The 26,266-nt window shown below is 47.3% G+C and carries 24 protein-coding genes; 12 read left to right on the top strand and 12 right to left on the bottom strand.

Translation table 11 applies throughout. The features are described from left to right. The first annotated feature begins 87 nt into the window (after positions 1 to 87). The 8 genes from curA (at position 88) to ACJJIO_RS00765 (ending at position 7,153) form a co-directional block, all read left to right on the top strand. A complete protein-coding gene (gene curA / locus ACJJIO_RS00800; protein ID WP_252085986.1) occupies positions 88 to 1,110 on the top strand; it encodes an NADPH-dependent curcumin/dihydrocurcumin reductase in 1,023 nt (340 codons plus the stop codon). Positions 1,111 to 1,151: 41 nt separating this feature from the next. After that, positions 1,152 to 1,832 (top strand): type 1 glutamine amidotransferase domain-containing protein, encoded by a 681-nt coding sequence (locus ACJJIO_RS00795; protein WP_444888791.1) that lies wholly within the window; start codon positions 1,152 to 1,154, stop codon positions 1,830 to 1,832. A 117-nt stretch (positions 1,833 to 1,949) separates the two neighbouring features. Beyond that, entirely contained in the window at positions 1,950 to 2,540 is a 591-nt protein-coding gene (gene nfuA / locus ACJJIO_RS00790; RefSeq protein WP_252085598.1) for a Fe-S biogenesis protein NfuA, read from the top strand. A gap of 304 nt (positions 2,541 to 2,844) precedes the next feature. Continuing rightward, complete coding sequence (locus tag ACJJIO_RS00785) at positions 2,845 to 3,705, top strand: patatin-like phospholipase family protein (protein ID WP_444890567.1); 861 nt, start codon at positions 2,845 to 2,847, stop codon at positions 3,703 to 3,705. Positions 3,706 to 3,740: 35 nt separating this feature from the next. Further along, positions 3,741 to 4,619 carry a patatin-like phospholipase family protein gene (locus tag ACJJIO_RS00780; RefSeq protein ID WP_252085600.1) on the top strand — a complete coding sequence of 293 codons (879 nt, stop codon included), beginning with the start codon at positions 3,741 to 3,743 and terminating at the stop codon, positions 4,617 to 4,619. Positions 4,620 to 4,746: 127 nt separating this feature from the next. Continuing rightward, a complete protein-coding gene (locus tag ACJJIO_RS00775) occupies positions 4,747 to 5,625 on the top strand; it encodes a patatin-like phospholipase family protein (RefSeq protein WP_444909839.1) in 879 nt (292 codons plus the stop codon). Positions 5,626 to 5,859: 234 nt separating this feature from the next. Continuing rightward, positions 5,860 to 6,735, top strand: coding sequence for a patatin-like phospholipase family protein (locus ACJJIO_RS00770; RefSeq protein WP_444909838.1), 876 nt, complete (start codon positions 5,860 to 5,862; stop codon positions 6,733 to 6,735). Further along, positions 6,719 to 7,153, top strand: a complete 435-nt coding sequence (locus ACJJIO_RS00765) for a nuclear transport factor 2 family protein (RefSeq protein WP_252085603.1) — start codon at positions 6,719 to 6,721, stop codon at positions 7,151 to 7,153. The genes ACJJIO_RS00770 and ACJJIO_RS00765 overlap by 17 nt, the downstream gene beginning before the upstream one ends. Positions 7,154 to 7,221: 68 nt before the next feature. Here ACJJIO_RS00765 and ACJJIO_RS00760 read toward each other — a convergent pair whose 3' ends face one another. From ACJJIO_RS00760 to ACJJIO_RS00750, 3 genes are all read right to left on the bottom strand, one after another. After that, entirely contained in the window at positions 7,222 to 8,223 is a 1,002-nt protein-coding gene (locus ACJJIO_RS00760; protein ID WP_444909837.1) for an endo alpha-1,4 polygalactosaminidase, read from the bottom strand. Positions 8,224 to 8,400: 177 nt separating this feature from the next. After that, entirely contained in the window at positions 8,401 to 10,977 is a 2,577-nt protein-coding gene (gene hrpB / locus ACJJIO_RS00755; protein WP_444909836.1) for an ATP-dependent helicase HrpB, read from the bottom strand. 115 nt (positions 10,978 to 11,092) lie between these two features. After that, positions 11,093 to 12,646 (bottom strand): MFS transporter, encoded by a 1,554-nt coding sequence (locus ACJJIO_RS00750; RefSeq protein ID WP_444909835.1) that lies wholly within the window; start codon positions 12,644 to 12,646, stop codon positions 11,093 to 11,095. Positions 12,647 to 12,965: 319 nt separating this feature from the next. On the opposite strand from ACJJIO_RS00750, the gene ACJJIO_RS00745 reads away from it, so the two are divergent. Beyond that, on the top strand, positions 12,966 to 13,427 hold the full coding sequence (locus tag ACJJIO_RS00745) for a cupin domain-containing protein (protein WP_444890560.1): 462 nt from the start codon (positions 12,966 to 12,968) through the stop codon (positions 13,425 to 13,427). A 154-nt stretch (positions 13,428 to 13,581) separates the two neighbouring features. Here ACJJIO_RS00745 and pcp read toward each other — a convergent pair whose 3' ends face one another. From pcp to ACJJIO_RS00700, 9 genes are all read right to left on the bottom strand, one after another. Continuing rightward, positions 13,582 to 14,250: a pyroglutamyl-peptidase I gene (gene pcp, locus ACJJIO_RS00740; RefSeq protein ID WP_444890559.1), complete on the bottom strand. Its 669-nt coding sequence runs from the start codon at positions 14,248 to 14,250 to the stop codon at positions 13,582 to 13,584. Positions 14,251 to 14,344: 94 nt separating this feature from the next. Then, complete coding sequence (locus tag ACJJIO_RS00735; protein ID WP_444890558.1) at positions 14,345 to 14,764, bottom strand: ester cyclase; 420 nt, start codon at positions 14,762 to 14,764, stop codon at positions 14,345 to 14,347. Positions 14,765 to 15,021: 257 nt separating this feature from the next. Beyond that, positions 15,022 to 15,483 carry a hypothetical protein gene (locus ACJJIO_RS00730; protein ID WP_444885215.1) on the bottom strand — a complete coding sequence of 154 codons (462 nt, stop codon included), beginning with the start codon at positions 15,481 to 15,483 and terminating at the stop codon, positions 15,022 to 15,024. Between the two features lie 708 nt (positions 15,484 to 16,191). Then, positions 16,192 to 16,593 (bottom strand): hypothetical protein, encoded by a 402-nt coding sequence (locus ACJJIO_RS00725; protein WP_444909834.1) that lies wholly within the window; start codon positions 16,591 to 16,593, stop codon positions 16,192 to 16,194. Between the two features lie 261 nt (positions 16,594 to 16,854). Next, positions 16,855 to 17,463: an OsmC-related (seleno)protein gene (locus ACJJIO_RS00720; RefSeq protein WP_444890556.1), complete on the bottom strand. Its 609-nt coding sequence runs from the start codon at positions 17,461 to 17,463 to the stop codon at positions 16,855 to 16,857. A 182-nt stretch (positions 17,464 to 17,645) separates the two neighbouring features. Continuing rightward, positions 17,646 to 18,101 carry a hypothetical protein gene (locus tag ACJJIO_RS00715; RefSeq protein ID WP_444909833.1) on the bottom strand — a complete coding sequence of 152 codons (456 nt, stop codon included), beginning with the start codon at positions 18,099 to 18,101 and terminating at the stop codon, positions 17,646 to 17,648. A 305-nt stretch (positions 18,102 to 18,406) separates the two neighbouring features. After that, positions 18,407 to 19,480 (bottom strand): 3-deoxy-7-phosphoheptulonate synthase, encoded by a 1,074-nt coding sequence (locus ACJJIO_RS00710; RefSeq protein ID WP_252085614.1) that lies wholly within the window; start codon positions 19,478 to 19,480, stop codon positions 18,407 to 18,409. 694 nt (positions 19,481 to 20,174) lie between these two features. Beyond that, complete coding sequence (locus tag ACJJIO_RS00705) at positions 20,175 to 21,461, bottom strand: NRAMP family divalent metal transporter (protein ID WP_444909832.1); 1,287 nt, start codon at positions 21,459 to 21,461, stop codon at positions 20,175 to 20,177. Then, the gene (locus tag ACJJIO_RS00700) at positions 21,433 to 22,338 is read right to left on the bottom strand and encodes a LysR family transcriptional regulator (protein ID WP_252085616.1); all 906 of its coding nucleotides are present in this window, start codon (positions 22,336 to 22,338) and stop codon (positions 21,433 to 21,435) included. Before ACJJIO_RS00700 ends, ACJJIO_RS00705 begins: the two co-directional genes overlap by 29 nt. 184 nt (positions 22,339 to 22,522) lie before the next feature. On the opposite strand from ACJJIO_RS00700, the gene ACJJIO_RS00695 reads away from it, so the two are divergent. From ACJJIO_RS00695 to ACJJIO_RS00685, 3 genes are read left to right on the top strand one after another with little or no spacing between them, the layout of a single operon-like run. Continuing rightward, the gene (locus tag ACJJIO_RS00695) at positions 22,523 to 24,190 is read left to right on the top strand and encodes an amidohydrolase family protein (protein WP_444909831.1); all 1,668 of its coding nucleotides are present in this window, start codon (positions 22,523 to 22,525) and stop codon (positions 24,188 to 24,190) included. 18 nt (positions 24,191 to 24,208) lie between these two features. Beyond that, positions 24,209 to 25,345, top strand: coding sequence for a dipeptidase (locus ACJJIO_RS00690; protein WP_252085618.1), 1,137 nt, complete (start codon positions 24,209 to 24,211; stop codon positions 25,343 to 25,345). Between the two features lie 16 nt (positions 25,346 to 25,361). Continuing rightward, a complete protein-coding gene (locus tag ACJJIO_RS00685; protein ID WP_444909830.1) occupies positions 25,362 to 25,946 on the top strand; it encodes a hypothetical protein in 585 nt (194 codons plus the stop codon). The last annotated feature ends 320 nt before the right edge of the window (positions 25,947 to 26,266 follow it).

Here is a 26,266-nt window from a genome sequence, read left to right as displayed (position 1 = left end):
CTCAGGAGAGGGCCTGGCTCGCCAATGGTACAAAAGGTTGTACCAAGTGAAAGTCTGGCTCAGTGAAGGAGATACATCGTGCAATCAATGGATAAGAACCGCCGGGTTGTATTGGCTTCCCGGCCCGAAGGGGCACCGAGCGAAGACAATTTTAGTATTGAGGAGTTAGGGGTGCCCGAACCCGCTCGGGGTGAGGTGTTGTTACGAACGGTTTTTCTTTCCCTGGACCCCTATATGCGCGGCCGCATGAGTGATGCCAAATCGTACGCAGAGCCGGTACCCCTGGGGGGCGTTATGGTGGGTGGCACAGTAAGCAGGGTGCTTGTGTCACACCTAGATGATTTCGAAGAGGGAGACTGGGTGCTGGGTTATTGCGGATGGCAGGATTATGCAATCTCAGATGGTGAAGGGTTGGTGAATCTTGGTAAAAATCCCAGCCATCCCTCCTATGCACTCGGTGTTTTGGGTATGCCGGGTATTACCGCCTATTACGGGCTGCTGGAAATTGGCCAGCCAAAAGCAGGAGATACTCTGGTTGTCGCTGCAGCTACTGGCCCTGTGGGCTCCACTGTAGGGCAGATTGGTAAAATTCAGGGGTGCCGGGTAGTTGGTATTGCCGGTGGAGCAGAAAAATGCCGCTACGCGGTAGAGGAGTTGGGCTTTGATATCTGTCTCAACCACCGAGCAGAGGAGTTCCCCGAGCAGTTGGAGGAGGCCTGTCCAGACGGTGTGGATGTGTATTTCGAAAATGTGGGCGGAGATGTATTTGATGCGGTTTTACCACTTCTCAATGACTTTGCCCGGGTTCCCGTGTGTGGGCTGGTTGCTCACTACAACGCTACGTCATTGCCTGAGGGTCCGGATCGCCTGAGCTTGTTGATGCGTGAAATCCTTACCAAGCGCCTTAAAATCCAAGGATTTATTATTTTTGATCAATATGAGCGTTTCGGCGATTTTATTATTGGTTTGAGTCACTGGGTTGGCGAGGGTCGCATCAAATACCGTGAGGATCTGGTTGAGGGGTTGGAAAAAGCGCCCCGCGCCCTGATGGGGTTATTACAGGGGGAGAATTTTGGCAAAGTCGTGGTGCGCTTGGGTACCGACGATTAATTGCAGAACTGAATCAATAACAGGCACCAGGGAGGTCGCCGATGAAAATTTTAATGGTTTTGACTTCACACGATAAGCTGGGCAATACCGGTAAGAAGACTGGTTTTTGGCTGGAGGAATTTGCTGCGCCTTACTACGTCTTCAAAGATGCCGGGGCGCAAGTCACACTGGTTTCCCCCAAGGGAGGGCAACCACCGCTAGACCCCAAAAGTGATGAACCAGATTTCCAGACCGATGCCACCCTGCGTTTCCGCCAGGATCCGGCAGCCCAGCAAGCGCTTGCCAATACGGGCAAGCTTGCCAATGTGCAGGAGGCGGATTTCGATGCTGTTTTTTATCCCGGTGGTCACGGCCCCCTTTGGGATCTGGCAGAGGATAAGGATTCCATTTCCCTGATTGAGGCGTTCTATGGGGCTGATAAGCCGGTGGGTGCTGTGTGTCATGCACCGGCCATTTTTCGCCATACCCGGCGCAAAGGCGGCCATCCCCTGGTTTCCGGCAAGAGTGTCACCGGCTTCAGTAACTCTGAGGAGGAGGCGGTGGGATTGGTGGATGTTGTGCCCTTTCTGGTGGAGGATATGCTTAAAGATCGCGGAGGTAACTACTCCAGCGAAGATGATTGGGCACCCTATGTGGTCGTGGATGGCAAGCTGGTCACTGGTCAGAACCCCGCTTCTTCGGAGGATGTGGCACAAACCCTGATGGGAATGATCCCCGTTTGAGCCATTTTTTTGGGGGGTGTCCGGGGCCGCCACCCTCCCGAAAAACACACCGGTTTCACTTGGGCGTTTCTGAGAGTAAAATACCCGACAAAGAAGCTCGGTTATTTGAGAAGGCTTATGTCAGAACTGAATGTCACCATCACTGAATCCGCGCAGGAGTACCTGAAAGAACTGCTGGCCAAGCAGGACTGCGAGGGAATCGCGATTCGTATGTTTGTCTCCAATCCAGGTACTCCCAGTGCCGAAACTTGCATTGCCTACTGTCGCCCCGGCGAGGAGGAGGCAGAAGATGTGGTGATGGAGATGAACGGCCTCAAGGCCTACTTTGAAGGCCGCAGTGTGCCTTACCTGGACGATGCTAGGGTTGACTACTCCTCCGATAAAATGGGTGGCCAGCTCACCATTCGCGCGCCCAACTCGCGAATGCCGAAGATCACCGATGACAGCCCAATAGAAGACCGTATTAACTATGTACTCTTCAATGAGGTAAACCCCGGGCTGGCGGCTCACGGGGGCCAGGTGAGCCTGGTGGAGGTCACAGAGGATAAATTTGCCGTGTTGAAGTTTGGCGGCGGCTGCCAGGGTTGTGGCATGGTGGATATGACCTTGAAAGAAGGGGTTGAGAAAACTCTAAAAGAGAAAATCCCCGAACTGGCCGGTGTTAAAGATATTACCGATCACACTGATAAGTCTCAGGCTTATTATTAATAGTTGGGTCCGTATGCTCTTCCCGGAGAGCTTTAAAAGGCGAAGTAATACTTCGCCTTTTTTCTTGCTTATCTGAACTGGTTAGTTCCTTTCTTATGATTTTGCCTCCCTTCTTACCTGTCGCTGCACCCCTTATTAACTTCTGAAGGCGCCTGGGCCGCCCCGGACTTTGCCTGCCCCGTATATATTTTAAAGACCTCTTGGATTTGTAGCTGGGGTGGTATCCACGCTCAAAAGGGGTGTATGGCGCCTTGTGGGCGCTCTGACTTCAGTGGCTATAGCGGGCAGGCCGGGATAGAGTTCTATGTTCGATCAGGTGGTATTCGCCGGTGGAGGAGTGCGCTGTACCTGGCAGATTGGGTTTTGGCAGTCTGTTGCAGACAGGATTCAACTTAGACCCAAGGTGGTGAGTGCCGTCTCAGCCGGCGCCCTGGTTTCCAGCCTGATATTGATGGGCAAGTCCTTGGATGCAGTAGAGTATTTTGCCGAGGCCTTCGAGGAAAATCCCAGTAATGTTCACTGGGGCAATCTCTTTCGTAAAGACCCGCTATTTCCCCATCACCACATCTACCGTAATGGTATGAACCGACTGTTTGAGGGTGGTTTTGAACGCCTGCGAGAGGCTGCAGAAATGCGAATAGCAGTCAGCCATTCGCCGGGCTGGTTAAATGGCTCTTTAGCACTAATTATCGGAGTTGGTATTGATTACTCCGATACCTTTCTCACTCGTTCTCTGCACCCAAACACCGCCAAGCGCCTTGGTTATCGACAGTCCTTTTACTCGGTAAGAGACTGTAACAATGTGGGAGATCTGCAAAAACTGATCCTCTCCTCCTCTTGCACGCCACCTTTTACGCCCAGACAACAGGACGGGGGTAGAGAGGTTCTGGATGGCGGTATCGTAGATAGCGTGCCGGTAGGTGGGCTTAAGCCGGGGCCAGGCCAGGTACTGATTCTGTTAACCCGCAATTACCCCCAGTACCCAAATCATTTCAGTTGCCAAAAGGGTGAGCAACTCTGGACCTATGTGCAGCCGAGCCGGCCCTTGCCGGTGAGCGTCTGGGATTTTTCCAATCCACAGAGTGTGTGGCAGGCCTTTGATGCGGGTTATGCCGATGGGGAGGCATTCCTGGCGGCATATTCTCCAGAGGGGAGCGCCAAGTGAAGAATTGGGTTATTGCTAGGTGGAGCAATTAAAGGGTGTTTGATCAGGTGGTATTTGCCGGTGGGGGTGGCCGCTGTACCTGGCAAATTGGGTTTTGGGAAGTGATTGCCGACCAGATAAAGCTCAAACCGAGAGTGCTCACAGGGGTTTCTGCGGGGGCCATGATTGCAGGTTTGATATTGATTGGTAGAGCAACTGCTTCGGTGGATTACTTCTCATCGGTATTCAATGCGAATCCTCGCAATGTGTATTGGAGAAACCTTTTGGGCAAGGCGCCAGTGTTTCCCCATTATGAAATCTATAGGGAAGGTATCCAAGAGCTATTTAGCGACCGCTTTAAAGACTTGAAATCCGCCGCGGAACTCAGGGTTGCTGTTTCCCGGCCACCCAATTGGCTGCCAGCATCAGTGGCATTGGCTGTTGGAGGGGCAATTTATTATTCCAACAAATATTTGCACCGCAAAATGCATCCAAAAGTGGCGCGGCGGTTGGGTTACAAACAGGATTTTTTCTGCGCTCAGGAATGTACTGATATCGGAGAATTTACGCAGCTGATCCTGAGTTCATCGTGCACACCACCATTTACGCCAAGGTTGAGTTTGGCGGGGAAAAAAGTTTTGGATGGTGGGGTAGTGGACAATGTACCGGTTGAGGGCATTGACCCTGGTGAAGGGCGAGTGCTTATTTTACTGACCCGTCGCTATCGGGGCTTTCCCGATTGGTTTACCCAGTCTCAAGGCAGGCAATTGTGGACTTATGTGCAGCCATCACAGTCGCCCCCCATTAGTGTTTGGGACTTCACTAATCCTGAAGGCTTGATCAATGCTTATGAAATAGGGCGCCGCGATGGACGTATATTTATGCAGAACATGTTGGCTGAGCGGGGTTTTTATACGGGCTCGCAGAAAAAGTAACCCGGTATTTTAACCGGCATAAACAGTTGCCAAGAGATGATTGCTACAGATTAGATTTATTCAACGGGGGAAGTTCGGTAAGTGCCGGCTCAGGAAGAGCGGTACAGTGGTAACAGGGAGCTTTTCAATGTTTGATCAGGTAGTTTTTGCCGGCGGTGGCGGCCGTTGTATCTGGCAGATTGGTTTTTGGGAATCTGTATCTGGTGAAATCAATCTATCCCCCAGAGTGGTGAGTGCTGTGTCGGCGGGTGGTCTTGTGGCGGGCTTACTGCTGATCGACAGGGGCCCGGAGGCGGTGGACTATGTTCGCTCAGTTTTTAGTACCAATCGCAAAAATATCTATTGGGGTAATTTATTTAGGCAGGAGGCGGTTTTTCCTCAATACGCTATCTGCCGCGATGGGATTCGACAGCTGTTTGAAAACGGGCCTCAGGCCCTGCAGAGTGTGGCTGAGCTGCGTCTGGCGGTTAGCCACCCGCCCGCCTGGATGTACGGCCCTTTGGCGCTAACTTTTGGTGCAGTTATTTATTATGCCGACAAGGGATTTACCCGCAATCTGCACTCCACGGCAGCCACTAAACTTGGCTTCCGCCAGAATTTTTACCGCGCTCAAGATTGTAAGAATATGGATGAACTGGAACATCTAATTCTGAGTTCCTCTTGCACCCCCCCATTTACTCCAAGGCTCCATCTGAATGGCAGGGAAATTCTGGATGGCGGAATCGTGGACAATGTGCCGGTTGGCGGTTTGGATAGCAAAGAGGGCAGGGTGTTAATTCTGCTAACCAGTCGCTTCCGTGATTTCCCTGACTGTTTCACCCAGCGTCAAGGTGAACAGCTATGGACCTATGTGCAGCCCTCTAAAACGTTGCCGATTAAAGTGTGGGATTTCACTAACCCGGAAGCGGTTAACAAGACTTTGGAGATAGGTCGAGCTGATGGTAAGGCCGTATTGAGAAGGCTTAGAGAGGGCTCACCCCTTAGTGATGACCTAATCGCGCTTTAAGTTAATTTTGCTGATTAATTTTAAAAGTTGGGTGGCTCCGCGTGGGAGTAAAGGGGGCTGCTTTCTTGGTGGAAATGCCTGGGATGGCAGTGCTGAGGCCTCTGGTTGCACTAGCCTGCTGAATCCATTAGCTTATGCAATTAGTTGCATATAAGCTTTGTGCGGCGGTGCCCTAAGTGGAGAGCGGCTTTAGGCTTTACAAGGGCAGTTTGCCCATTGAACAGGAAAGGATGCATGTTTGATCAGGTTGTATTTGCAGGTGGCGGCGGTCGCTGTACCTGGCAGATTGGCTTTTGGGAGTCTATTGCCGCAGAAATTGGGCTTTCTCCCAGGCGGGTAACCGCAGTTTCTGCTGGGGGGCTAATGGCAAGCCTGATCCTGATGGGGCGTATTGAGGAGGGTAGGGAGCACTTCTGGTCGGCTTTTGCCGCCAACCGCAAGAACGCTTATTGGGGCAACGTGCTAAAGAAAGAGCGGGTGTTTCCCCAGTACGGAATTTACCGCAATGCCATGCTGGAGTTATTTCGCGATGGCCTTGAGCCCCTGAGTGCGGCCGCAGATCTGCAGATTGGTGTTGTACACCCACCGCGCCTTTTGCCTGCTGGGTTGGCGTTTGGGGTGGGGGCTTTGGCCTATTACACCGATAAGCACTTATTGCGCAGTCTTCATCCAAAAATAGCTCTGGGCCTGGGTTTCAAGCAGAACTTTTACCGCGCACAGGATTGCCAGAGTGTGGAAGAGTTGGTGGAGCTCATTCTTTGCTCATCCTGTACGCCGCCTTTTACACCGCGTTTGCGTCGTGCAGGAGATCCCGTGCTCGATGGTGGGGTCGTGGACAATATCCCCGTGGCTGGGCTGGATAGTGAGGCGGGGCGGGTGCTGATACTGCTCAGCCGCTGCTACCCCCGCTATCCAAACCGCTTTACCAGGCGCCACGGAGAGCAACTTTGGACCTATGTGCAGCCCTCGCGACCGCCTTATCTCAGCGTTTGGGACTACACCAACCCTGAGTTGGCACAAAAGACTTACGAACTCGGCCGTACCGATGGCCGGGAGTTTTTACAAAAACATATGCTTGAACAGGAGATGCTCGATGAGCAATACCAATAACCCAATAGCGGAGTCAATCGCCCTGTGGCACGAGATGGTTGCGGAGCGGGACCTCAGTCGCCTGCCCACTATCGTTGCGGAGGATGCGGTTTTCCGCTCACCGGCGTTCTTTAAGCCTTACCACAGCTCTGCGGCGGTCTGCCTGATCCTCAATACAGTGATGCAGGTATTTGAAAGCTTTGAATACGATCGTAGCTTCACCACCGAGTCAGGTCACGACTTGGCTTTGGAGTTTAAGGCCAGCATCGGTGACAAGAGCCTTAAGGGGCTGGATATCATTCGCTTTGATGAGAATGGCAAGATCGTGGAGTTTGAGGTGATGATACGTCCCCTCAACGCCCTGCAGAAGCTGGCGGAAGAGATGTCCGGCCGACTGTCCCAGTATGTGACTCAGTACAAGGACTCCCAGCCGGCCTGATTCCCAATTTCCACCCATCCAGTTGGTGATGGGTGGAGTTTTAGGCTCCATGAAAGTGAGGTTTACGCTTATTCCTCGGTTTCGAGGGAATCGAAATACTCAAAAACGTCGATGCCATCCATATAAGCACCATCGAAGCCCGCATCTACGATCCTGAAGATATAGGAGCTGTTGTTGCCATAGATAATGTCCTGCCAGCCGGCTTTCCAGTACTCCACGTAATAGTTGCCCGATTCATTGGGGACTTCGTCCAGTAGCCAGGCCGGCGGATTGGTGGACCAAGAGTTTTGCCAGTAGTAGCGGTTACTCTGGGCCATGCCAATATTGACATAGGCCATCAGCAGGCGATCTCCGCCATTGTTCTTCTTTTTTAATTGCTTGATCTGCTCTTCGGTATAGGGCTGGTTATCCTTAAAGAATAAGTCGATGATCAGCAGGTCGTAGTCGGTTTCGGATAACTTGTCCACGAATTCCTGGGGTGTGGAGAAGCCTGTAGTATTGGTGATATTAAGGAAATTTTTGACATCTTCCAGCTTATCAATGTCGTCGTTGTTCACATTGAAAGGTTTTTCCGGGTAGGAAGGAATATTGTTCAGAAGCGTATTGTCGGCGGCGAAGGAGACGTAGCCGGCGTTTTCGTTCTCCTCGTAAGACTCTTTAACCTTGTCTTCGCTATAGGCGTAATCGGTCACCAGGATTTCACGGCCTTTCTCTTTGGCCAGGTTGAGATAGTCCTGCAGGCGCTTGCTTTCAGTTTCGCTGGTGGGTTGGTCTACATTACCGTTCTGCCCAAAGAAGACCGCCTCCTGGGCGATACCATCGGTAGAGTTCACATAGGCGTCATCTACCGGGCCATTGGTTCTGGTATTGGTGGTGATCAGCTCAATACCGTTTTGCGGAACGATAATAAAGTCTCGCTCAAGGCCCTTTGCATACTTGCTGATATCCTCCACAAACAGGCGCATTTCTTCATCGTAATCGATATTTACGGGAATAATGATGTCGGGTAAATCATCACTACAGCCAAGAAAGAGTAGTGGGCTGAAAAATAGCGCTAGCTTCCTATGCAAGGTCGTTCTCCAACTAGATGTAATAGTTAAGCTTAGATGTTTTGTCTGTTAGTAATCTATTGGCAGAAAAGTACAGATATTGTTCCCCATTGGCAAACGCCAACTTAAATTGCTGCAATCTAGTGGGGGATTGCTGAATGCGAACTTAACAGGGCTGAAAAACTTGATTTGGGGCTCTTAGGAGCCCCTGGGGTTATCCATTCTCTTTTTAGTCTTGTTGGTGGCGACCGCTGTACGGGGGTCATCTGGCCAGTAGTGCTTCTGATATTTGATACGCAACTCCTTTTTGACCTCTTCGTAGGTGTTTGCCCAAAAATTAGCCAGATCGCGAGTGATCTGTACCGGGCGACGAGCAGGGGAGAGCAGGTGAATCATTAGCGGGTATCCCCCACGCAAAACTGCGGGGGTTTGTGCCAGGCCGAAGAGTTCCTGTAAGCGCACAGCTAGGATTGGTGGGGATGCTTCGTAATCGATAGCAATGCGTGAGCCGCTGGGTACGGTGTAGTGGCTGGGAGCCAGCTCATCAACTTGCTGAATATGGGCCCAGTCGAGTTGTGCGCGCAGAATATTGAGCAGGTCCAGCTGCTTGAGCTGCTCAAATTTATGGAAGCCATGTAGATGCGGTAATAGCCAGCGCTCAAGGTCCTGCAACAGCGTATCATCACTCCAGTCGGGCAGCGGAGTGCCTTCCAGTGGTGACTTGCCACTTTCCTCCTTTCGCAAAAACGCCACCCGCGCACGAAATTGTAGGGCTTCTTTACTCCAAGGCAGTAGAGAAAGCCCTTTTTGGCGAATGGCATCGAGTAGTGCCCGGCTCAATAACTCTGCTGGAACATCTCTGACGACTTGCTGCTGCAGCACCAGTTTGCCCAGTGTGACCTGCTCCAGGGCTTCGGCACGCCCGGCGGTATCATCCCAGCGAATAGTGGTATTTTGCTCGATTTGGTCGGCAAAACAGCGCTGTAAGGCGTTTTTTGAAATTGGAGCGGCCAGCTGTATTCTCGCATCGCGCCCCAGTCCATCCAGTTCGGCAACCACAAGGAAGTCGCTGAGAGCCAGGGCGTCTTCGTGCGAGAAATGTGCGCCTCGGCCGCTGCAAAGCAGGTAGCGGCGTGCACTATCTTGGCGGCTTTTGGCAATTCTATCCGGATAGGCGAGCCCCAATAGCACCCCGACTCTATCGGCCTGGTCAATGCTATCGCTGTTACGAGGTTCTTGCGGCTTGAAATCCTTTAATTGCCCCTGCCAAGTGTTGGCCTGCTGGCGAATACGTTGCACCGCACCGCGGTCGATATTTTGCCCCTTAGAATGGGCCTGTAGTGCTTCGATACGCTTGCTGATGTCTCTATCCCAGCGTGCTTCTCCCCGGAAGATATCCCTCTCTGACAGTAGGGCCGCGAGTAGGCAAGCCTGTTTTGATAGATACCAGTCGAGGCTGCGAAGCATCATATGGGCGAGGCGTGGATGGCAACCCAGGGTGAGCATGGCGCTGCCATGTGGAGTGATGCGCAAGTCTTGGTCTAGTGCGCCCAGTTGCTTTAAAAGTGCCTGGGCTTGGGCTAGAGGACCTGTGGGGGGAAGGTCCAGCCAGCTCAGGTCGGTGGGATCACTGACTCCCCACTGGGCTAATTCCAGCGCCAGGGGGGCCAAATCGCTGCGTATTATTTCGGGGGTGTTTTTACTGCTGAGGCTGCGTTGGCGGCCCTCGCTCCACAGTCGCAGGCAGAACCCTTCGCTGAGGCGCCCGGCGCGGCCGCTGCGCTGGGTGGCAGAGGCTTGTGAGATTCGGCAGGTCTCCAGCCGATTCATACCGCTGTTAGGATCGAAGCGAGACTCTCGCATTAAGCCGGAATCCACAACGATGCGAATCCCTTCAATGGTTAGGCTGGTCTCTGCCACATTGGTTGCCAGTACCACTTTGCGTTGATCGGGAGCGGCCGGTGAGATGGCCTGATCCTGCTGTTCGCGGGTTAAGTCTCCATAAAGTGGGGTGAGAATAATACTATCTGGTTTGAGATCAGCCGCAGAGGCGAGTTGTTCGCGCAGTAACTCCTCCACCTTGCGAATCTCGGAAACTCCCGGAAGAAATGCGAGCACACTGCCTGACTCTTTGCGAAGTGCTTCGAGAATCTTGCGACTCATGAGCGCGGGCATAGAGCGGTGATCATCGGGCTCCTCCCGCTGGCCAAGGTAATCGATATGTACGGGGAAGCTGCGCCCCTCACTACTGACCACTGGCGCACCGCCGAGCACCCTGGCTACCGCCTCGGTTTCCAGGGTTGCAGACATTACCAATAGTTTTAGGTCTTCTCGCAGATATTCCTGGGATTGCAGGCACAGTGCCAGGGATAAGTCGGCTTGCAGGCTGCGCTCGTGAAACTCATCAAAAATAACCAGCGAGGTTTCTGACAGTTCCGGATCAGACTGCAGCAGCCGGGTAAGAATACCTTCGGTAACAACCAGGATACGGGTTTTCGCACTTCGCCGCCGTTCCCCGCGTACCTGGTAACCCACAGTCTCGCCTAGCTTCTCTCCGAGCTGGGCAGCCATACGTGCCGCAGCCGTGCGCGCAGCCAGGCGACGAGGCTCCAACATAATGATATTGCGTTGCCCTAACCAATCGGTTTCGAGCAGGGCCAAGGGAACAACGGTAGTCTTGCCTGCGCCAGGAGGAGCTTGCAGTACCACATTGTTATGTGTATCCAGTGCTTTGAATAACTCTGGTAGGGCGGAATAAATTGGTAACTCTGGCATAGCAGAGAATTATAGAGAATTATAGAGGATTAAGGGGGGTGAGTGTATGGGGCTATTGTACTTGTACAAAGTAGTAACTATTCGGCACTGAGTACTATTTGTACCTGATAACTACTTAATAGGCCCCATCTTTGCTAAGAAACTGAGTGGTATTTCTGAAAAGTAAACTAGCTAGTAACCCAGTGAGAGATAAGCAGAGAAAAGCGATCATTAACGCATGAAATCCAGAGTGAAATGATGCTTGCCCCCATTCCAAAACCTGAGAATGTACCGAAGAATCTGGGAAAATTCTTGTTATTTTTTTAAGAGGTTGAGCTCCAGTTATAAAGGGGAGAACATCCAGCATACTAACTTGGTGCTCATTGGAGAGAGTTTCTTTTGAGAGCATTGTGAAAGTTCGGACACTGACAGTGCTTACTATTATTCCTGTGAATGATATTCCTGCAGCATACCAGAGGTAGGTGTTAGAGATGAACAGCCCATAAGCTGCTCCCTTTTCATTTTTTGGGGCACTTTGAACTGCTGCAAGATTGGTTGAGGAGTACATTATTCCGGCAGTAATACCCATAAAAACCATGCCGAATATGAGGTAATGCCAGGACAGTTTATCTGGCATCAATATTAGTGATAGAGCAGCTGTTAGACAGGTAAATTGGGCAAAGACGATGGAGGGGATGGGGTTGAATTTATTATTGAATATTCCAGTTGCAATTGAGGAAAAGCATAAGAATATTGTCATTGTGAGAATGATGAGGCCGACCTTGGCAGCTTCATAGCCAAGTATATTCTCTAGGTATAAAGGTAAAATAAATAGGAAAGAGCCAAATATCATTTGAAAGCATGCGCGAGTTATAAGTAATCCTTGGAAAAGTTTGCTTTGGAGTAGGTTCAGGTTTATCAATGGTTGGGGTAGGGTTCTCTGCCAAAGGAAAACAAAAATTAAGATTACTAAAGAGGATATAAGAGGTAGAATAAACTGAAAGCTGGCTATTCCTTTGTGAGGTTCAAGGTTAAGTGAAAGTAATATTAGGAGGTAGGCGGCTAGAATAAGAAATCCTGATTTGTAATGAATATAAATTTTTTTGTTTTGAACGTCTCTTTTTGCGAAAATTTGCAAGATGATGAGACATAGCAAACATACAGGAATGTTGATTAAAAAGGCCCATCTCCACCCCAGATGGGTGACAATAAAGCCGCCTAGAATCGGGCCTATAGACTGAGCTGCAGCGGTAAAGATTACCAGTAGGCCAACGGCTAGGCCTCGTTCAGACTTTTGAAAATGACTTTCCGCTAGCACAAAAATCATGCCGAAAGAGGCTGCCATGCCAGACCCTTGTATAAACCTGCCGGCGATTATGGTCTCAAGGTTGGGGGCTGCACTGGCAATTACTGATCCTAGAAGAAAAATGGTTATGCCCAGCATGAGGGTGTTTTTATGACCAAATCGATCTCCAAACTTACCCGTAGTAATGATTAGCCCGCCCATGGCAATAAGATAAATATTGTTAACCCACTGCAGCTGATAGATTTTTGCGGAAAAATTTTCTCCTATAGTAGGGATCGCAAGGTTGATCACGGTGACATCAATATTGATGATCATTAGGCCAAGCCCAAGGCCGCTTAGTACCCACCATCGATGTTGATAAGGAAGTTCCGTTTGCTTACTCATGCCGTCCAATTAATCATGATTTTAGGGAAAGTGAGGGGATCTTTTTAGCTTGTAAGTAAAATATCTCAATAAATGAAGATGTATCTGCTATCAGAATTTTGGAGTGTCTTTAGTTTCTCTAGAATCTCATTATGTATGGTAATTGAATGCTTGATATTAGAAGTTATAGCTTTGTTATAGGGGAGCTATTACTTATTGGGTTGGACAGTAACAATATATGACAGTGATGTTCATTATTTGCTTGCCTACTTTAACCTATCAAATTTTAGGGGGCATCTATTGTTGATTAAGTTGATCTGAAATCTGAGAGGAGAAGGGTATGGGGCTAAATTTAAGGCGTGTAGTAACAGGGCATGATAATTCTGGTAGACCTATTGTGGTTCTAGATGACAGCGGTGAACATATATCTAGCTGGCGCTCCAATATGGAACAGCAACAATTCTGGACGACAGTTGAGCTGCCCATAGAGATTGACTCGGAGAATAGTGATAAGGGCGCACGTGAGGTTGGCACCGTGATACCTGGTGGCTCAATCTTCAAGGTGGTGGAGTTTGGTCCTGGGGTAACTCCTCGTATGCACCGTACAGATAGCGTGGATTATGCAATTGTACTCTCCGGAGAGATCGACATGGAGCTGGGGGAGGATACGGTAATCCACTTATCGGAAGGTGATGCTTTAATTCAGCGAGCTACCATTCATAACTGGGTCAACCGGGGAGATAAACCCTGCAGAATTGCGTTCGTATTAATCAGTGCCCAGGGTGATACTGCTATCGGTTAGCGACGGACTATTAAAAGCTAGGGGGAAAGGATATGCCACCCATGAGTCAAATGAAGAATTATTCATTGTGAGCCTATCGGAGCAGGCTTGCTATTCATTAGAAAGACATCTCTCTGGGCATCAGGGGGTGCAAATATTCAACGCTGAAACTGGGCTAAATTTGGGGCTTGGAGAGAATAGGTTCATCAATATCCTCAGTGTGCCCCAGTGCAGCTTCAATTCCGGCATGTACTCCGAGAGCCGCTGTCTCTCTCGACATACTGGGGGTGCCGATGTTTTCTGCCAGCGCGGCTACTTGAGGTAATTGAGGAAGGTGTATCCAGCCTGCGCGAATATCCAGCTGATTGGTAATAATATAGTGAAGTACCCCGTACATCAGGTGGTTACAGCAGAAGGTGGCGGCAGTGTCGGAAATATCTGCGGGAGCGCCGGCATTGCGCATGGCTTTTACCATGGCGCGAAGCGGTAGATTACTGCGATAGGCCACCGGGCCATTGGGTATGGTGGGCTCATCCTGCATCTCCACCCCGCGGTTATCTTTAAGGCGGTAGCGTGTTGAGTCATTATAGTTTTGTGCAATTCTCTCTACAGTGATAACTGCACGGCCGGCATATTCACCGAGCATCATCACTACTTGTGGGCGAAGTTCGTTAATAGCTCTCGTGACGACCTCGATACATTCGAAAAAATTGTTTGGCACAAGTAGGCCACAGACTTCAGCGCTGCCAATACGGGTGCCATCCAGTACACGCATCACGGATTCGGCCGGGTTGATTGGTGTATGGCCAAAGGGTTCAAATCCAGTAACAAGAACTTTTGTCATGGCAGTTTATTGTTGATAGTAATTCGATGAGATCAGTATCTAACTAAATCCCCGAATTCACATTTGCCAGATCCGGGGTTTTAGTTCCTAGGGTTTACTTGATCAGCCCCAGCTCCTCAAGGAAAGAGTATTTATCCCAATCCACCCAGCTTTCTACCATCTTTCCACCTTCGTAGCGATCGGTATGGGTGCCTGTCCAGCTGCTGGTTTTATTGGTGGCCTCATACTGCATGAATTTACCTGTGTGAGTGGCCGTTACGCGCCAACGGGTACATACATAATCACCCTCTGCAACTTGCAGTAAAATCTCCATTTTTACGTCGGAGAAGCTATTGTGAAACTCCTTCACTAAGTCTTGCCACTCTTCCAGTGTTTCTGTTGAGGTACCTCCAGAGGCATCTGGCATTTGGTGATTTTTGTAATTGGCAGATAAATAATCTGAGGCTTCATGTGGGGTATTGTCCCCCCAGAGCTCAAGTAACTTTTTAGAAGTTGCTTTATGGTTGGCGGACATAGTGCTCTCCAAGATTGTGGATGGCGACATTTGTGTTGTTAGGCAGGGCAAGCATAGTGTAGAGAAGGAAAAATGCCCTATTGAGGCTGCTAGAAATTGTCCTTTTACACGGCTATTCGACCAGTCTTCCGATTGTGTATCGTTTTGATATTGTTCGACAAAGGTTTCAGAAAGGTTCAATCAACAAGAAAGGGGCCTTGCGGCCCCTTTAGTTTGCTTCACAAACTCTATTGATAGGTCATCAGTTACTCATACTGTTAGCGGTAGTTACTGATGCACTGATTGTATTCGCGGATGTAGATCTTACCACCATTCGCATGGTTACGGTTCGCCTTGTCTGCCGCGAAATTCATGCAGCCTCTTACTTGGTCTTGAGTCAGACCGTAGTAGCGAGGCGTAGGCGCACGCCAATAGTAGTTAGGGCGAGAACCGCGCCAGTAATAACGAGGCTGAGAACCGCGCCAGTAGTAACGGGGCTGAGAGCCGCGCCAATACATATTTCTGGGCTGCTCATATTGACGGATAGCAGTGGGCGGATTTACTGGGTAAAAATAACGGCCTTGTTCATTAAAGGCATAAAAGGTATTTCCGCTTTGATAGTAAGTCTTGCCGAGTATTTGTACTGGTGAAGAGCCGGCAGGTAGCTGAGCGAGACGCTCTTGGGCTACACCGTACCCCGCAAGAGAGAACAGTAAGATCATTGAAAATAAATAGCGCATAACGTTTTCTCCTTCTCCCAACTTGGCAACAAGTCTACTCAAATGTGTGTTGTGTCCCAATGCGCTCTATTGGAAGTTTCGGTTGCTTCACCACTAGTTTTAAAGACTACAACGAAATAAAGGAAAATAAACCAATAGTAAAGTTTTCTGATATATTCTTGGGGTGCAAAAATTGCTCTAATTGATGATGTTTTTAGGGAATTTAAATTCTACTACATGGCAAAGGTAACAACAGAGCAGGTAAAAGTGTTTATCAGTTGGGGGGTATGAAGTTGATTGTCTTTTGGTCGTCTAGCACTGAAAAGGGCTTTGCCATGAGATGAATGTATTTTTTTATTTTCAGTTTCGTGGCTGTGGAGGGGGGAATTCTGTGAGTATTAATGATACCTGTTGTGTTTAACCTATATAAGGACACTTGTGGGGCCTACTTTGCTGGAGGTGCGGATGTCTTCCAGGGAGTGATGTTTGCCATGCAGAGCAGGGTTGGCTAGTGGCTGGATAGGGTTTTTACTAGGTTTTATTGCTTCATCGGTTGACTTGGTGGGATTGTTGCTTTGAATTTGGCTGGTTTTGATAGTTCTTAATCTTTTATCATAGTGTATCAAAGCGTATTGTTGAGCGCAGATGAAAAGTCACCCAGCCCAGCTATTAGTCGCACGTAAAAGATGGAGGGGTTTAAAAAGTCTTCTGAATTAAGCTCCTCATTTACTACGGGTTTGGTAATAGCCTACGGGTGTTTTCTAAACACATATTGTATTCGCGTATATAGACTTTTCCGCCCTTAGCAGGATTGGCATTAGCCTTGTCTGTTGCCATATTCATACAGCCTGCAATTTGTCCTCGAGTCAGCCGCGGCCCTGGTTCCGGACGAGTAGAACGAAAAGATAGGTTTCTTGGGCGTTCATATTGGCGTATAGCGGTAGGAGGATCTACCGGATAGTAGTGACGTCCTTTTTCACTAAATGCATAGAAGTTACTGCCACTTTGGTAGTCAGTTTTTCCGAGAATTTGTAGTGGCTGGGCGTCAGCTGGAAGTTGTGCGAGTCGCTCTTGAGCAGTGCTGAAATTGGCAATGGAGAATAACAATAGTACCAAAAATAAAAAATGCATTCTGCGACCTCCCTCGCGCAACCTAGCAGAATTTTACTTTAGTCAAATGTAAGCCCCAATGTGCGTTTTAGGGCTCCTATCTGCTGTGAGAAAGATAATTTTAATGCGACTTATTAAAGACATTTTCACTTTTCTACAAAAGTTTAGCAAATTAATCTATAGGTGGTTGTATAAAGGGGGTAAAGGTCTAAATTCGGAAGCTTTTGGTTTCATAATCTGTCTGTTAGCGCTTCACCCTGAGTATCACCAAGCCAGCTGGGTTTATGTAAAAGGTATAGGTTTGTCGTTGAGATAAAGAGAGGTTGTGACTGGTGTGGCTTTGGCTACCGTTTGTAGCGACATACAGGCTTGCCGGCAGCAGTGGGCAAACTCCACGAGTTTTTCCTCGGTCTCATCACTTTCTATAATCAAGTGAATCTCCACCCGGTCACCCTGACCAAATACCTTTTCGGATTGAATTCCACCAAAGTTAAGAGTGGTTGAAAATTCGGTCTTTTGCTCAAGCCTTACCTGCTTAAGTTGAATATTAGAGAGTTGTGCCAGCATCTCTATATGAGACATCATGCAGAGTGCCAACCCTGCAGAAAAGTACATGATGGGTGATGGAGCGCTACCCCGGCCTCCAACCGCAGTTCCTTCATCACATATCAGCTCCCAAGTTCCTCCATTAGGTACATTCGAGAAAATAGTTGCCTTCTTTAGGTGATGTCCTTGGGGCATTTGTTCCACATTGATATGGGCATGAAATCTTAAAAGCTCCCCCTGTTTCACTTTGTCCAGGTGAGGTGGGGGAAATGTATCTTGCTCAGCGTCATCATTAAGCTTACGAACAATGGTTGTCGAGGACATATCCCATTCTACGGACTCCATAGTGGGTACCTCTTAATGGTTGTGGGTTGGCTTTGAAAGTGCCAGATGCTGAAAAGAGTATATAAATGTCGGTAGTTTAGAGTTTCTGCTGAGGGCTCCCCAATTGCTGGGGGAAAATCAGGGTGTTTAAATGTGATGTTTTTCGCAGAGCCTTTAGGAATTATGGTATCTGTCTAATGATCTTAGTCAAGCAGTGCTAGGCCTGTCCGTTGTTCTAACTCATAAGCATAGCGTTGAGCTTCTTTTAATTGCTGGTAGGACCTTGCAGTAATGCCCTCATTAAAAGTCGCGTATTTGAAAATAAGCACTACCTGATAGCTGGTATGGCCACTTCTGCTCTCTTTAGAGTGGTAAGAGTAGGAAACTATTTTAATACCTTTGAAAATCGTGAGAGGCTTTTCTTCTGTCCAGTTGTGCCAGAGAATTCGATTTTGAGACACGTATTGCCTAGTTTCAAAATCAATATAGTGATCTTTCTTGAACGAAAAAGTGATTACGGCGAGAAGGCAAAGTAGGGTGGTGGCAATCCAGGAGAATACAGAGCCAGTATCTAGGGCAAAGCTAAGGCTCACAAAGAGCCATATCAGAACAAAACCACCCAGTATATAGGTAAGTATTTTATTAGACTGCAGTTCCATTTAGCTGCTTCTATTCTAAAAAATTTATTCTTGATCAATATTTATACAGGTTTGGTTCCCTGCCTATCTGGAAAACTGGGGGAAAACCGCTTCCTATGCCCTGTTTACTGTGGGGAGGGTACTCCTACGGCGTCCCATTGTCAGCCTTTCTGAGGCTTTTGGTGGTTAGGAGATATCTAAGCTCGCCATGAGGGCGCTTGGGAGGGGCTGGCAGCCAGTATTAGAAATAAATAGCTGCCAGTTAGAGAAAGGGGGGGCACAGCCCCCTATAAAGGGGGGGCACAGCCCCCTATAAAGTCACATACTTAGAAAGTTCTACTCTTCAGTGGCTCTCGCAATTGTTCGGCCATACCCAGTAATAGGGACTCGGTAGTTTCCCAATCGATACACTTGTCGGTAACAGAGACGCCGTATTCCAGGTCATTCAGATTGGCGGGAATCTTCTGATTACCGGCTTTCAGATTACTCTCCACCATAATGCCAATAATTGATTGATTACCATCAAGAATCTGGTGAGTCACGTTATCTACCACCAGGGGCTGTAATTCGTGATTTTTATTGGAGTTGGCGTGGCTGCAGTCGACCATGATATTGGGGGTAATACCGGCGCTACGCAGTTCCTGTTCACACATGGCAACACTGACCGAATCGTAATTCGGTTTTTCATTACCGCCGCGAAGCACAACATGGCCATAAGGGTTGCCGGAGGTATGAATAATGGCAACCTGACCGCGCTTGTTGATACCGAGGAATCTGTGGGGATTAGCGACAGATTGCAAGGCATTAATCGCTACTTCTAATCCGCCATCGGTACCATTCTTAAAGCCCACAGCAGAGGAGAGGCCGCTGGCCATTTCCCGGTGGGTTTGGGATTCGGTAGTACGTGCGCCAATGGCTGACCAGGAAATCAGATCTTGCAGGTATTGGGGAGAGATTGGATCCAGTGCTTCTGTCGCGGTGGGCAGCCCCAGTTCGGCGACATCTAAAAGTAGCTTGCGGCCGATATGAAGGCCTTCCTCAATCTTGAAGGAATCATTCAAGTGGGGATCGTTAATCAGGCCCTTCCAACCAACTGTGGTGCGGGGCTTTTCGAAATAGACTCGCATTACTATCAGCAGGGTATCGGAAACCTTATCTGCCACCGCTTTCAGGCGCTTGGCATAATCCATTGCAGCGTCCACATCGTGAACGGAGCAAGGTCCGATAACCACCATCAAGCGGTGGTCTTTACGATCGAGGATATCACGCACGGCGCTGCGCCCTTTGGCGACGGTCGCTTCGGCTGCATCGCTAATGGGTAGCTCTGCTTTCAGCATCTCCGGGCTGATCAGGACTTCCTGGGAGACGACATTCAGGTCGTCGAACTGCTGTGTAGTCATAGCGTCTTCTGATTACTCTGTTCCTTAGTGCCGCTCTGCACCTGCAGGCGGATGACTTATCCTACTGTGCCGCAAAGAATAGGGCGAGGGTTTCATTTGCAACCAAATATTTGGCCTGATTTTGGGATGTACATTTGAATTTTTCCTATGACAGTTTGGCACTTCAGGAGCGTTTAGAGGAAGTCGCTTAGGAGAGTTTTGGCGTGGAAGAAGTGATGATTTGGAGCTTCATCAGTTGAGTACAAGCCTACCTATGAGTACCCAGTGATTAAGAGGTGATCAATGGGCCTTCCTTTCGGGGTTGTTCATGCTGAAAGGAGCTAGCTTATGGTGAGCCACTCATTATGTGAGAAGTTCAGTTTTACAGAGGTAGGAATAGCATTCCAAGTAACCACCTTGATAGATCTAATGCCAACTGCTTAGGTGGCTTAACTCAGGGTAAAAAATTTAGTCTGTAGCTAAAACTACTTATATAACCTGTGCAGGAGAGTTCAGAAGTACCCCTGAAAATGAGGGGCAGTATTCATGGCGAAAGCTGATTTCCCCGGACTGCAACTTGTGTCAACAAAGTACTAGGAAAGCTTAAGATGAAGAGGGGTTGATCTCTAAGGCTTAGATGACCTTAGATGTTGCGCTCATCCCTGAGCTTTACTTTTATAGACTTTTCAAGTCTGTTGATGTTGCAAAGAAATCGTTAGTTACTCAAGAAGCGCCAATAAATAAAGTAAAAACTAAAACCTATCATTAGGCACAGGCAGGCATAAGTATAAACTAAGTACCACCCTTTTAAGTGATACTCTCTTGGTACCCATTTCCCGTTCATAACAAGAATGTTGAGTAAAGCAAAGATTGGAGCACAAACGAAAGATAAAGTAGTTACAAAGTCGATAAGGTTTTTTAACTGATCAGCAAATAGGGAGATAATAAACCAGCTTATAAGGCTTAGTATAACAAGGGTGGATACGTAGACTCTATTTTCTGGAATCTTGATGCTATTCGATGATCTCAAGGCACTTCGCCAAACTTGAGGAAAGCCATCGGAGACTGCAAAGGTGGTTGAGAAAAGCGCGACAAAACAGATAATGCTGATTGTTAAATGGCTCCAGTCACCAAGAGATTCGGTATAAATATTGATTAGCTGACCAGCAAATATGCCTGCAGATTGGGATAATTCAATATCTTTCCCAAACATTACTAGTGCACCTAACCATACAAATACAATCGCTAATAACAAACTGGTGAAATAGCCAACCTTAAAGTCAAATACGAGAGATTTCCTGGCATACCCTCTATCTGGTTTTTCCTTTATCCTTCGCTCCGACCAAATAGAGTGCCAAACAGAAACTTCAATCGAAGTTGGCATCCAGCCGACTAAGGCGACAACAAATGCGATGCTCACAGCTGGTGCTATATCGGCTGTTAAATAGGATTTAGAGGGAAGAAGCCCATATTGACTTATTGCAGCAATGAGTGTGATCAAGCTGGCAATAGCCAGTATGAGGACCATCCACTTTAAGCTTTCATTCAGCCATTTAAATTGGCCAGCAATCAATATTGCACAGGTAATGACCAGAATGATGGCAGACCACTCTGAAACATTTAGGATATCGCCAAATAAATTGAGCGCTAAAGCAGCGGTGACAATCGTAACTGCAGCTTGAACAAAGAACATTGTTAGAAATGTGAGAGCCATATAACTATAAAAACCAACTCGACTGTGTTTTTTATAGCCTTCCAATAAACTCTCGCCGGTGACAGCTGCATACTCTGGACCGATTTTGAAAAAAGGGTATTTGACTAAATGAGCTAGGAAAATAAAACCAATCAAAGCGAAGGCGTAATCTGCTCCTGCGCGAGTAGACTGCACGATATGAGACACGCCAATACTGCTTGCGGCCCAAATAATTCCAGGGCCTAGGTTTGAGAAAGTGCGTTTAAATACATCCATTAAATCAGAACTGCTCGGAATGATGTTGCTCAAAATAGCTCTTAGCCACATCGATAAAGGTTTTAACCTTCAAGGAAAGCTCGCAGCGATGAGGGTAGAGCGCAAAAATAGTCAGTGGCTTTATTGTGAATTTAGGTAAAATCTCAGTGAGTTGGCCAGAGTCGACATAAGATTTGACAGAGTAAAAAGGCGCTTGGATTACTCCTTGTCCTTCAGCAGCTGCTTCATTCAATAGCCTCCCATTGTTAGATTGCCAAGCCCAGGGGAGTTTGATTTTTTTTATCTCTTCTTTGTCTTGAAATAGCCAGTGATCCCCTCGTATGCTGTGGTTAAAGAAAAGTAATTGATGCTTCTTTAATGATTCCATGTTTTCAGGGAGCCCATTCTTCTCAATGTAAGAATCACTTGCCCAGAGTGCTAGCTTAGTTTTCGCGATAGATTGGACGATATAGCTAGAGTCGGGTAATTCTGGTGCGATTCTAAAAACGAGATCGATTTTATTGTCGAGTAAATCGAGTGGGTCATTGCTGAGGTGAAAATCCAGAAATACCTGAGGGTATAGCCTGCGGTAATTGGCAATCAATCCTGAAAAATATTGACTGCCTAGCTCTATGCTGGTCGATATCGATAGCCTGCCTCTGGGCTCTTGATTATATTCTGACATCGCCTGGTCGACGGAGTGGAGTTTTTTTAGTATTGGTGAAATTTGCTTATAGTAATCATCGCCCGCTTCGGTTATTGATACTTTGCGTGTATTGCGCATCACCAACAGGCAGCCAAGTTCCTCTTCTAACTGCTTAATGTACTTACCAACCATTGCTGCGGAAATGCCGAGTTCGCGAGCAGCAGCTGCAAAGTTTTGCTTTTCGCATACCAAACAGTATGCCTCAAGGGCGTGTAACTTGTTCATTGACTCCCCTGATGGCTAGTCTTCTTCTCTTCTTACGGTGGGCGTAAACTGGAGTTTACCGATAAGTATAATAAACCAATAGTTTATACACTATAAACTTAAATGACATTTAAAGTGCATCCCAAATGACGCAAAATTTTGCTATTAGGTTAAAAATCCCCACAGTCTTCTTTTAGATAAGTACATGAAAATAAAACAAATTTTTATTCTAGTGGCTCTATGCATTGCTACCAACGGCGTTGTATTCGCAGAGGATAGTAAGCTGGAGCAAGTCTTGCTCATTAACGCCAATATAGTGGACGTTAAATCGCTCAAAATTGATGAAAGACAGTCGATTCTTATCGAAGGCGATAAGATCAAGAGAATCTCTTCAACGAATAAGCTCTCCAAAGTGAGGGGGGCCAGTGTTGTCGATTTAAAAGGGAAGTTTGTAATCCCCGGCCTGATAGATGCGCATGTCCACCATGCAACAGATCCGGATAGCTGGGATAAATTGTCAATCACTACTGAGCGACTTCGATACCTGCTTCGTGGTGGCGTCACTTCTGTGAGAGATATGGGCGGTGATGCGCGAGCCTTGGCCTACTTAAGACGTCAAGCAGAGGTCGACGCCATCGCTTCGCCAGATATCTACTTTTCAGTCATTATTGGTGGGGAATCCTTCTTCTCGGATCCGAGAACCATTGCCTCAGCTAAAGGGCGTACACCAGGCCACACAACATGGATGAGAGCGGTAGATCATAATTCAGATATGGACTCAGTAATGCTCCAGGCCATAGGCGCTGGTGCAACAGGCATCAAGATATATGCAGATGTTGAGGCCGAGACAGTGCCATTGCTTGCAAATGCAGCCAAAAGACATGGTTTAAAAGTCTGGTCGCATGCTTATATTGGCCCCTCCAAACCTTTGGATATTGTCAATGCTGGTGTTGAGACTATTTCACATGCCTCTGATATGTCCGCTCAGTTAGTTGATAACTTCAAGGCGTGGCGCAGGAAAACTGCTGAATTCGATGATTCAACTTGGGAAAAAATGCTACAAAAAGATAGCTATTTAGATCTTTTTGACGCGATGAAAGAGAAAGGGACAATATTAGATGCGACGCTTACAGTATTTGAAAGAAGAAATGACTTAAACGAAAAATACAGGCAGCTTGATCAGCTCAGTACACAAATGACACAATTTGCCTATCAAAGCGGCATTACCATTGCTGCTGGCACGGATGCATTTAGTGACCTTGAAAATGACACTACACCGATGATTCATCATGAGCTAAAGCTGCTCGTAGATGAAATCGGCATGACACCTCTCGAGGCAATTCAAGCTGCAACTTTAAATGCTGCGAAAGTGATAGGGATAGAAGGTTCTGTCGGTAGTATTGAAGAGGGAAAGAAAGCAAACATGGTTGTGCTTTCAGAAAGTCCCGAAACAAATATTGAAAATAGCCAGGCGATAGCTCATGTAGTAAAGAACGGTCGTTTTATTTTTATTGGTGACGATCCACAGTTGCCTTTCTCTTCTTCACGTGAAATGAATGGAACCATTTGGTTATCCGGGCAAATCGGTAATCATCCTTCAACTTTAACCTTGGCAGGTGAAAGTCTGGAAGCTCAGATGCATCAAACAATGAAGAATATTGGCCAGGTTCTTGAGAGCAAAAACCTGGGCTTTGACGATGTAGTTAAGTGTACTTTGATGCTCGCTGATATTGATGATTGGCCAGCGGCGAACAACGTCTACATCCAGTACTTCAGTGGGAAAAAACCAGCGAGGAGTGCTTTTGCAGCGAGCGGCCTGGCACTTGATGCCAAAGCTGAAGTGGAATGTATTGCTTCACGAAGCACTGATTAATTCTGGAATGGGGATCTTATGAGCGATATAAATAGAAGAGCACTAATTAAATCTCTAGTATCAGGTGGCGTTGGTTCATATTTGGCTATTAACTCGGGTATATTAAATGCTTTTTCTGGGGGTAATGCAGGAAAATCAACGTGGAATTCATACGGTTCATCGATTGTAATTGATGGTCTCAGCGTAGCATTCTCGCTCAGGGAGCCAGTCTCTGAAGAAGCCCTGGGAATATTCAAGAGCTCGGGGATTAGTGCCTTGAATATGACAGTTCCCTATCCAGGTGATGACTATTCCGAGACTTTAAAGAAGGTTGAAAAAGCCAAGTCCATCATCGAGCAGAACTCAAACTACTTGCGCTTAATTCAATCCGCATCAGATATCCTGAAAGCGAAGCAGGAGAGTAAGCTCGGTATCATAATGGGATTCCAATCAACTGAAATGTTTGATGAGTCACTTTCAGGTATTTCAGAATTCGCCAAAATGGGCGTTAAGATAATGCAGGTATCCTATAATGGTCCTTCTATCCTTGGCAGCGGTGGTCTCGTTAAGGAGGATTCAGGGATAACTTCCCTTGGCAAGAAAGCCATAGAAATAATGGAGGCTGAGAAAGTTCTGATCGACCTCTCGCATTCAGGAAAGAAGACAGTTTCCAGTGCTATCCGTCAATCAAAAAGACCGGTTGTGATCTCTCATACTGGCTGCAACGCAATTTACGACCACCCTAGAAATAATGACGATACAGAATTAAAAGCTGCTGCAGACACCGGTGGCTTGGTTGGAGTCTACTTAATGCCATTTTTGGAAGGTGGCGAGCATGAAATAAAGGCCGATGTGGTAATAGAACATATACTGCATGCCTATAAAGTATGCGGTGAAGATCATGTTGCCATAGGTAGTGACCAAGGCGTAGTGCCGGTCAATGATGGTCCTGAGTATAGAGAAAGTATTCGTAAGGAAGTTGAGCGTCGTATTGCGGCTGGAATTTCGGCGCCCGGCGAAACACCAAATCGTCCACCCTTTATTCCGGAATTAAACTCCGAGAGACGGATGGAGCTTATTGCCTATAAGTTAAGCCAAAAAGGAATTCCTGATCGAGTGGTAGAAAAAATAATTGGTAAAAACTGGTTGCGTGTTTTTGCTACCGTATGGAATTAAAGGAAGGTGAGATTCAATGGTTAAATATATAAAGTTTGATGATGTTCTATCTCGACTGGTTGTTTGTGTTACGCTTCTCTTTTCACCTTTGCTTTTTGCTGAAGAGCTTAGCACTTACTCAGAATTTCCAAAAGATTCAAAGACTGAAGTAATTCCTTTTCCGATCGAATTTGCCTCAGATATCACCTTGAATGGTATTGAAGAGCTTGTGTTTCTGCCTGGCATGTATAAACAAGAAAAAGAAGATTTTTTTAGTTATGCTTTTTCTTGGACTCACAAGCCAGAGAAGAAACAAGTTTTTGGAAAGTTCGAAATCCAGAATTTTATAGCCGCCTACTATAGGGGGTTGTACAAAGCTGTCACTGAAGGCAAAGAGTATGAGCCTACTATTACAATGGAGTGGGTTGATGGCAAGTATACTGGCCAGATAAAGTGGATTGAGCCATTTGTAACTAAAAAAGAACAGGCCCTCTACTTTAAAGGGGATCAAGTTAACTGTAAAAAAACGAGTGAGCTTCGGTGGTACTTTATTGTTTCTCCACAGAATTCCTCTCACCCTGTATGGAGAGAACTTCAGTCGATAAAACCCAAAAGCTGCTAGTGATAAAAATCAAATGTTATCAATCCCTATAAAGTATTTTATTTTGGGGGATCATAGAAAGCGCACAGCTTAAACTCATCTGATTTTCAGAAATTTTTTTGGTCTTTTAGGTGAATAGGCCCTAAGTGTTTCTCTGCTTTGGGCCAGCTCCGTTCGTCATACGCAATGACTTGGCTGTCTGGGGTAGCAACCTAGTCGGCAATTTATTAGTATCCGGCTATCAGAAAATTCTTTTTTATATAAAGTATCCCTTATCTTTAAAGAATCTACACTACTACCAGTATTCAAAGGCTGGGGGATGGCTATCTATCTCTTTACGA

Source organism: Microbulbifer mixtoriginis (SeqCode), from assembly GCF_052467235.1.
Note: the sequence above shows the minus strand (reverse complement) of the source record. Positions and strands in the feature narration are given on the sequence as shown.

Bases quoted from the DNA above. Each gene is read 5' to 3' on its own strand.
- ACJJIO_RS00745 (WP_444890560.1), top strand. From the start codon at position 12,966: ATGGGGCTAAATTTAAGGCGTGTAGTAACAGGGCATGATAATTCTGGT.
- ACJJIO_RS00715 (WP_444909833.1), bottom strand. From the start codon at position 18,101: ATGGAACTGCAGTCTAATAAAATACTTACCTATATACTGGGTGGTTTT.
- ACJJIO_RS00700 (WP_252085616.1), bottom strand. From the start codon at position 22,338: ATGAACAAGTTACACGCCCTTGAGGCATACTGTTTGGTATGCGAAAAG.
- ACJJIO_RS00770 (WP_444909838.1), top strand. From the start codon at position 5,860: ATGTTTGATCAGGTTGTATTTGCAGGTGGCGGCGGTCGCTGTACCTGG.
- ACJJIO_RS00795 (WP_444888791.1), top strand. From the start codon at position 1,152: ATGAAAATTTTAATGGTTTTGACTTCACACGATAAGCTGGGCAATACC.
- ACJJIO_RS00725 (WP_444909834.1), bottom strand. From the start codon at position 16,593: ATGCATTTTTTATTTTTGGTACTATTGTTATTCTCCATTGCCAATTTC.
- ACJJIO_RS00710 (WP_252085614.1), bottom strand. From the start codon at position 19,480: ATGACTACACAGCAGTTCGACGACCTGAATGTCGTCTCCCAGGAAGTC.
- ACJJIO_RS00730 (WP_444885215.1), bottom strand. From the start codon at position 15,483: ATGCGCTATTTATTTTCAATGATCTTACTGTTCTCTCTTGCGGGGTAC.
- ACJJIO_RS00720 (WP_444890556.1), bottom strand. From the start codon at position 17,463: ATGGAGTCCGTAGAATGGGATATGTCCTCGACAACCATTGTTCGTAAG.
- ACJJIO_RS00785 (WP_444890567.1), top strand. From the start codon at position 2,845: ATGTTCGATCAGGTGGTATTCGCCGGTGGAGGAGTGCGCTGTACCTGG.
- hrpB (WP_444909836.1), bottom strand. From the start codon at position 10,977: ATGCCAGAGTTACCAATTTATTCCGCCCTACCAGAGTTATTCAAAGCA.
- ACJJIO_RS00750 (WP_444909835.1), bottom strand. From the start codon at position 12,646: ATGAGTAAGCAAACGGAACTTCCTTATCAACATCGATGGTGGGTACTA.
- ACJJIO_RS00735 (WP_444890558.1), bottom strand. From the start codon at position 14,764: ATGTCCGCCAACCATAAAGCAACTTCTAAAAAGTTACTTGAGCTCTGG.
- pcp (WP_444890559.1), bottom strand. From the start codon at position 14,250: ATGACAAAAGTTCTTGTTACTGGATTTGAACCCTTTGGCCATACACCA.
- nfuA (WP_252085598.1), top strand. From the start codon at position 1,950: ATGTCAGAACTGAATGTCACCATCACTGAATCCGCGCAGGAGTACCTG.
- ACJJIO_RS00775 (WP_444909839.1), top strand. From the start codon at position 4,747: ATGTTTGATCAGGTAGTTTTTGCCGGCGGTGGCGGCCGTTGTATCTGG.
- ACJJIO_RS00695 (WP_444909831.1), top strand. From the start codon at position 22,523: ATGAAAATAAAACAAATTTTTATTCTAGTGGCTCTATGCATTGCTACC.
- ACJJIO_RS00685 (WP_444909830.1), top strand. From the start codon at position 25,362: ATGGTTAAATATATAAAGTTTGATGATGTTCTATCTCGACTGGTTGTT.
- curA (WP_252085986.1), top strand. From the start codon at position 88: ATGGATAAGAACCGCCGGGTTGTATTGGCTTCCCGGCCCGAAGGGGCA.
- ACJJIO_RS00765 (WP_252085603.1), top strand. From the start codon at position 6,719: ATGAGCAATACCAATAACCCAATAGCGGAGTCAATCGCCCTGTGGCAC.
- ACJJIO_RS00690 (WP_252085618.1), top strand. From the start codon at position 24,209: ATGAGCGATATAAATAGAAGAGCACTAATTAAATCTCTAGTATCAGGT.